Origin of the sequence: Roseateles sp. (assembly GCF_036404855.1) — a bacterium.
Taxonomy (GTDB): domain Bacteria; phylum Pseudomonadota; class Gammaproteobacteria; order Burkholderiales; family Burkholderiaceae_C; genus Pelomonas.
In genome coordinates this window covers 23,121-29,932 of record NZ_DASWYS010000170.1, presented here as the reverse complement: position 1 = coordinate 29,932, position 6,812 = coordinate 23,121, and the positions used below count along the sequence as shown (strand labels likewise).

Below are 6,812 nucleotides of genomic sequence, written 5' to 3'. Positions count from 1 at the left end.
GGGACTCGGTCACAACGCCGGGAATGCTAGCCGTTGCGGCCCGCCTGCGGTCGCAAAAAACCGGCGTTTGTAGACGTAACTCCCGACCGCGCGCCGAGCCCCTAGCCCGGCAGCGGGGTGAACTCCGTGTCTGCCGTCGTGCGATGCGCGTCCGCCGGCAGGTCCTCCTCGCGCAGCCCGAGATAGATGGGCTCGCCGTTGCGGCGGTGGATGTTGATCTTGGCGTTGTAGACGCGGTGGATCAGCCCATGCTTGTCGGCCATCTGGTACTCGCTGATGCCCCACAGGCCCGCCGCGTCGCGGCGGCCGGTCAGGTAGCAGGCGATCTCGTCGACCTCGGAGCCCGCCAGCTTGAGCCCGTTGAGGCTGCGCAGCGGCGCGCGCGTGCGCTCGACGAAGTCCAGGCTGTCGATGCGCAGGTCCTCGCCCGTGGCCTCGTCGTGCATCAACGTATTGAACTTGCCCACGAGGATCTGCCCCGGCTCGGCGCGCTCGATCATGCGCGCGAGCTCGATGGTGACCTGGCCCACCAAGTAGCTGAAGGAGGTGGGGTTCAGGCCCTCGGACTGGTAGAACTCGTAGTGAGAGCCGACATGGAAGCAGGCGCGCAGCCGGGGCACCGACTCGGGCCGCGTGGCACGCTCCTGGGCGAGTGCGTTGTCGGCCAGGATGAACTGCATCAGCTGGTACAGCTCGACGTTGGCTTCGACGCCGCGCATGCGGTTCCAGATGTAGAAGCCATCGCCCGTCGTGGTGCGGGCGAAGTTGATGTTGATCTCGCGGTCCAGCAGCTTGGCGTAGGCCGCGTTGACCGAGCAGGACAGGCTGTTGAGCTGTACGACCTGCTGCAGCGGCGTCAGCAGCGAGAAGCCGACGGCGTCGAACAGGATGACGGCGCGGTCCTCGACGAGGCGGATGCCGTAGCGTGCCGCGATGGCAGCGATCAGCGGCAAGCCCAGGCCGCCCTCGGGTGCGAACGGCAGCTCGATCAGCTTGGGCTCGACGTCGAGGGCGGCGCAGACGGCATCGAACGCCTCGCGGTCGAGGTGCTCCTGGTTGGACAGCAGCTTGTCCAGCAGCCGGGTGCGGCGCTTGATCTCGGCCTGTTCCAGCGTGCCGTCGCCCAGCGCGTACTCGGTCAGCATCTGGTGCGGCGCGACGAGCACACGCAGGCCACGACCCTCCGGCATCCAGGCGTAGACGAGGTTGTCGCCCAGGCGCCACAGCGCATAGAGGGCCTGGTCCAGCAGGATGATGTTGTCGCGCAGCGTGGTCTCGCTGAGGCCCGCCGGGGCGGGATAGGCCATGAAGCCGTCCAGCCAGGACCGGCGTTTGCGCAGCTCTTCTTTCACTCGCGGGCTCCGTTCAAGAAGCCCGGATTGTCTTTCAGAGAGCGCGGTCGCGGTGATGGCAAGCCGACTCGGCGGCGCAGCCTGGGCCGCCGGCCTGCTGCGCCGGCGACTCGGCTCGGGAATTCATCGTCGAATGCATCGTCATCCGGAGCTCAGGCGTGGTTCACGGTGGGGGACACGCGGGTCAGCAGCGCGAACTCGCGGGCGGCATAGCCGGTCACGACGACACGCGGCAGCTGCGTCACCTGCGCGGCCTTGCCGGAAACGACGACGCGAGGCAGCTTCTGGACATCTTGCGGCGCGGCGCTGGCGGCGAAGGCGGTGAACGCGAAGGCGGCGACGGCGGCGGCTTGGATCAGGACGGTGGCTTTCATGATGCTTCCTTTTGGGGTGTCTGCACAGCGGGATTGCTGTGTCGATGGAAGCAGTTTCGTCACTGGGACCGTGCGCCGCCATGGCGCTGCGATGAATCGCCAGTCGCGCGCCACCAGCTGCATGCAGCCGGGATGAACGGTCAGTTCGCTGGGGCGAGATGTCGGCCCAGGAAGCGCTCGACGCGGCCCCAGAAGTCCTCGTTGGTCTTCAGGTTGAACCAGCCATGGCCTTCGTCGGGGTAGAGCACCCATTCCAGGTGCTGGTCGGCGCGCAGCGCGGCTTTCATGTCGGTGCCGTGCTTCTGCGGCACCCGGTAGTCCTCGCCGCCATAGGCCATCAGCAGCGGGATGCGGATCTCCCGGGCACGCGCCAGCGGCGAGGTCTTGCGCATCTGATCGGCGTCGGTGTCCGGGTCGGCCACGAGGCGCTTCATGCCGTACTGCTTCCACTCCTCGGAGGAGTCGCTCCAGTGGATGCTGCTCATCAGCCCGATGTCCGTGACGCCGACCCAGTTGATGGCGCACTTGAACAGGTCCTGCTGCGTGACGGCCGCCATCATGGCGGCGTAGCCGCCGTAGCTGGCGCCCATGATGCAGGCGCGCTTGGGGTCTGCCCAGCCCCGCTTCACGGCCCAGGCAAGTGTGTCGGCAAGGTCGTCCTGCATGGCCAGGCCCCATTGCTTCCAGCCAGCCTGGAAGTGCCCGAAGCCGTAGCCGGTGCTGCCACGGAACTCGGGCTCCAGCACGAGGTAGCCGCGGCTGGCGAGAAACTGTGCGTCGCGCGACCACGCCCAATGTGTGCCGCGCACGTAGGGGCCCCCATGCACCAGCACGACGGTGGGCGCCGGGCCCTTCAGGCCGCCGGCCGGCTGGGTGACGAGCACCGGCAGCTCCAGGCCGTCGCGGGCGGCGATGCGGTGGTAGTCGCGCTGGCCCATGGCGGCAGCCGGCAGGTCGGGGCGCGTGCCTGCCAGCGACTGCAACTGCTTCTGGGCTGTCTCGTAGAGGAAATAGAGCGGCGGCCGTCGGTCCGACAGCGAGGTGACCACCAGGTGGCTGGCCTGCATGCAGCGCAGGCATTCGATCAAGTTGACGCTGCCTGGCAGGCGCGCGTCGATGGCGGCCTGGTGGGCTTTCATCGTCTTGTCCAGCCACACGGTGCCCGGCGCGTCGGTCTCGAAGCGCACGCCCAGCAGCCGGCCGCTGGCGGGCTCGGTGATGAAACTGCCGGTGAAGTCGTAGCCCGGCGTGGAGACGAGCGGTTCGCCGTCGGCGCGGCCGCTGGCCGGGTCCAGGCGGAAGACGGCTGCGTAGCCGCGGTAGCCCTGCACGCCCAGCATCAGGCCGTCCGGCCCCCACCAGAGCGGCCAGGGGTGCTCGCGCGCCTCGGGATCGTCGTCGAACCAGAACGTCCAGCGCCCGGCCTCGTCACGGCGGTACAGCCGGCTGCGGCCTTGGCTCAGGGTGTCAATGACGCGGGGGTCGCCGCGCCAGTCGAGCAGCCAGTGCCCGCTGTGGTCGGGGATACCTTCGCTGAGGGTGCGCGTGAGGCCGGTCCGCGTGTCCAGGCGTGCCAGCTGCACGCCTGTGCCGGCGCTTTCGTTCATCCACGGCCGGCGCAGCACCATCACTTCGCTGCCGTCCAGGGCCGACGGCACGCTGTGCAGCATCCAGTTGACGTCCAGCCGGCGGTCGGCAATCAGCGTCGCGGTGGTGACGAAGGGCTTGTCGGTCTTGATCAACTGGCGGAAGTTGCCACCGTCCCGGTCCACCGCCCACAGGCCCTGGCCGTTGACGCGCGTCGTGCCATCGGGGGAGTCGGACACGTCGAACACCAGGCGGTCCTCGCTGATCCAGTGCTGGGTCGCGATGTCCGCGTCGTTGAACCCGGCGATGAACTTCGGCGGCTGCATCGTCTGCAGGTCCAGCACGGCCAGTCCGATGCGATCGCCCTTGCCGGCGGCCTGGATGGCAAGAAACCGGCCGCTGGGGCTGAGCTTGGGGGCGCGCACCGCGGCCCGCTTGAAGAAGGCCGTGGCGGACGGCGGCTCGACCGCACCGGCTCCGGCAGGTGCGAGCGGGACGGTCACTGCAAACAAGGTGGCAGCCAGAAGATTCTTCATGTGGGCCTTGCTGTCGTTTGAGCGGCGGATTGTGGCGACCTATCATGGCCGGTTCGCTCGTGAAAACTCCCATGTCGCTCCCTGAGTCGAAATTCATCCGTGTGCGCGGCGCGCGCACCCACAACCTGAAGAACATCGACGTCGACCTGCCGCGGCATGCGCTGGTCGTCATCACGGGGCTGTCGGGCTCGGGCAAGTCCTCGCTGGCCTTCGACACCCTGTATGCGGAAGGCCAGCGGCGCTATGTCGAAAGCCTGTCGAGCTACGCGCGGCAGTTCCTGCAGCTGATGGACAAGCCCGACGTGGACATCATCGAGGGCCTGTCGCCCGCGATCTCCATCGAGCAAAAGGCCACCAGCCACAATCCGCGCTCCACGGTCGGCACCGTCACCGAGATCCACGACTACCTGCGGCTGCTCTACGCCCGTGCCGGCACGCCCTTCTGCCCCGACCATGACCTGCCGCTGGAAGCGCAGTCGGTCAGCCAGATGGTGGATGCCGTGCTGGCCATGCCGGATGAATCGCGGCTGATGCTGCTGGCGCCGGTGGTGCGCGACCGCAAGGGCGAATTCGTCGAGCTGTTCCAGGACCTGCAGGCGCAGGGCTATGTGCGCTTCCGGGTCGACGGCGCGACGGTGGAGGCGCCGGACGTCCCTGCGCTGAAGAAGGCCGAGAAGCACGACATCGACGTCGTCATCGACCGCATCAAGCTGCGTCACGACGCGGCGGACAGCCTGCGCCAGCGCCTGGCCGAGAGCTTTGAGGCGGCGCTGCGGCTGGCCGACGGTCGGGCGCTGGTGCTGAACATGGACAGCGACCAGACCACGCTCTTCTCCAGCAAGTTCGCCTGCCCGGTCTGCTCCTACTCGCTGCCCGAACTCGAGCCGCGGCTGTTCTCCTTCAACTCGCCGGTGGGCGCCTGCCCAAGCTGCGAGGGCCTGGGCCAGGTGACGGTGTTCGACGAGGACCGCGTCGTCGCCTTCCCGACGCTCTCGCTGGCCAGCGGCGCGGTCAAGGGCTGGGACCGCCGCAACCCCTACACCTTCTCGCTGCTGGAGTCCGTGGCGGCGCACTACGCCTTCGACGTGGAAGCGCCGTGGGAGACGCTGCCGGCCCCGGCCCGGCAGGTGCTGCTGCACGGCTCGGGGCAGGAGGACATCAGCTTCGTCTACCAGGCCGAGACGGCCAGCGGCAAGAAGCGCTCGGTCAAGCGCAGCCACCCGTTCGAGGGCATCCTGCCCAACCTCCAGCGCCGCTACAAGGAGACCGACTCGGCCGCCGTGCGCGAGGATCTGGCCCGCTACATGGCCGCCAAGCCCTGCCCGGCCTGCGAGGGCTCGCGGCTGCGGCGTGAGGCGCGCAACGTGGTGCTGCAACCGGCCGAGGCGCCAGCCGGCCACCGCGGCCGGCCCATCTACGAGGTCGAGCATTCGACGTTGCGCGAATGCCTGGACTACTTCGAGGGCTTGAAGCTCAAGGGCAACAAGGCGGAGATCGGCGACAAGGTCATCCGCGAGATCGCCTCGCGGCTTCGCTTCCTGAACGATGTGGGCCTGAACTACCTGAGCCTGGACCGCAGCGCCGACACGCTGTCGGGCGGCGAGGCGCAGCGCATTCGTCTCGCCTCGCAGATCGGCTCAGGCTTGACCGGCGTCATGTATGTGCTGGACGAGCCCAGCATCGGCCTGCACCAGCGTGACAACGACCGGCTGATCGCCACGCTGCGACGCCTGCGCGACCTGGGCAACTCGGTGCTGGTCGTGGAGCATGACGAGGATGCCATCCGCGCTGCCGACTGGGTGCTGGACCTCGGCCCCGGTGCCGGCGTGCATGGCGGTCGCGTGATGTCCCAGGGCACCCCCGAGCAGGTGGCAGCCGACCCGAATTCGCTGACCGGCCGCTACCTCAGCGGGGCGGCGCGCATCGAGGTGCCCGTCAAGCGCCATCAGCCGGTCGACGAGCAGAGGCTGCGCATCGTCAACGCGCGTGGCAACAACCTCAAGGGTGTGACGGTGGAGATCCCGGTGGGCCTCTTCACCTGCGTGACCGGCGTGTCGGGTTCGGGCAAGAGCACCCTGGTCAATGACACCCTCTACGCCGCCGTCGCCAAGAAGCTCTACCAGAGCCACGCCGATCCGGCGGCGCATGACGAGATCGAGGGACTGGACGCTTTCGACAAGGTCATCAACGTCGACCAGAGCCCCATCGGCCGCACGCCGCGCTCCAACCCGGCCACCTACACCGGTCTGTTCACGCCCATCCGTGAGCTGTTCGCCGAGATGCCCACGGCCCGCGAGCGCGGCTACGGCGCCGGCCGCTTCAGCTTCAACGTGGCCGGCGGTCGCTGCGAGGCGTGCCAGGGCGATGGCGTGCTGAAGGTGGAGATGCACTTCCTGCCCGACGTCTACGTGCCCTGCGACGTCTGCCAGGGCAGGCGCTACAACCGCGAGACGCTGGAGGTCCTCTACAAGGGCAAGAACATCACCCAGGTGCTGAACATGACGGTGGAGGATGCCTTCGAGCTCTTCAACGCCGTGCCGACACTCGCCCGCAAGCTGCAGACGCTGCTGGACGTGGGCCTGGGCTATGTGAAGCTGGGCCAGAGCGCCACGACGCTGTCCGGGGGGGAGGCGCAGCGCGTGAAGCTGGCGCTCGAGCTCTCCAAGCGCGACACGGGGCGCACGCTCTACATCCTGGACGAGCCCACGACGGGCCTGCATTTCGCCGACATCGCCCTCCTGATGAAGGTGCTGCACCAGCTGCGCGACGCGGGCAACACCATCGTCGTCATCGAGCACAACCTGGACGTCATCAAGACCGCCGACTGGCTCGTCGACATGGGCCCCGAAGGCGGCGCCGGGGGCGGCACACTGCTGGTGGCCGGCACGCCGGAGGACGTGGCCGCCTGCGAAGCCAGCCACACGGGACGCTATCTGGCGCCCTTGCTGCGGCGCTGATCGTCG

Annotated in this window: 4 protein-coding genes; 1 reads left to right on the top strand and 3 read right to left on the bottom strand. The window is 68.4% G+C overall.

Features of this window, described 5'->3' with window-relative positions; translation table 11 throughout:
* Positions 1 to 101: 101 nt before the first annotated feature.
* From VGF12_RS11410 to VGF12_RS11400, 3 genes are all read right to left on the bottom strand, one after another.
* Entirely contained in the window at positions 102 to 1,352 is a 1,251-nt protein-coding gene (locus VGF12_RS11410; protein ID WP_331176162.1) for a hypothetical protein, read from the bottom strand.
* A gap of 152 nt (positions 1,353 to 1,504) precedes the next feature.
* Positions 1,505 to 1,726, bottom strand: a complete 222-nt coding sequence (locus VGF12_RS11405) for a hypothetical protein (RefSeq protein ID WP_331176161.1) — start codon at positions 1,724 to 1,726, stop codon at positions 1,505 to 1,507.
* 140 nt (positions 1,727 to 1,866) lie between these two features.
* Positions 1,867 to 3,849, bottom strand: coding sequence for an alpha/beta hydrolase family protein (locus VGF12_RS11400; RefSeq protein ID WP_331176160.1), 1,983 nt, complete (start codon positions 3,847 to 3,849; stop codon positions 1,867 to 1,869).
* 71 nt (positions 3,850 to 3,920) lie between these two features.
* Here VGF12_RS11400 and uvrA point away from each other — a divergent pair, with 71 nt between their 5' ends.
* Complete coding sequence (uvrA, locus tag VGF12_RS11395) at positions 3,921 to 6,806, top strand: excinuclease ABC subunit UvrA (RefSeq protein WP_331176159.1); 2,886 nt, start codon at positions 3,921 to 3,923, stop codon at positions 6,804 to 6,806.
* Positions 6,807 to 6,812: the final 6 nt, after the last annotated feature.

Bases quoted from the DNA above. Each gene is read 5' to 3' on its own strand.
- VGF12_RS11400 (WP_331176160.1), bottom strand. From the start codon at position 3,849: ATGAAGAATCTTCTGGCTGCCACCTTGTTTGCAGTGACCGTCCCGCTC.
- uvrA (WP_331176159.1), top strand. From the start codon at position 3,921: ATGTCGCTCCCTGAGTCGAAATTCATCCGTGTGCGCGGCGCGCGCACC.
- VGF12_RS11405 (WP_331176161.1), bottom strand. From the start codon at position 1,726: ATGAAAGCCACCGTCCTGATCCAAGCCGCCGCCGTCGCCGCCTTCGCG.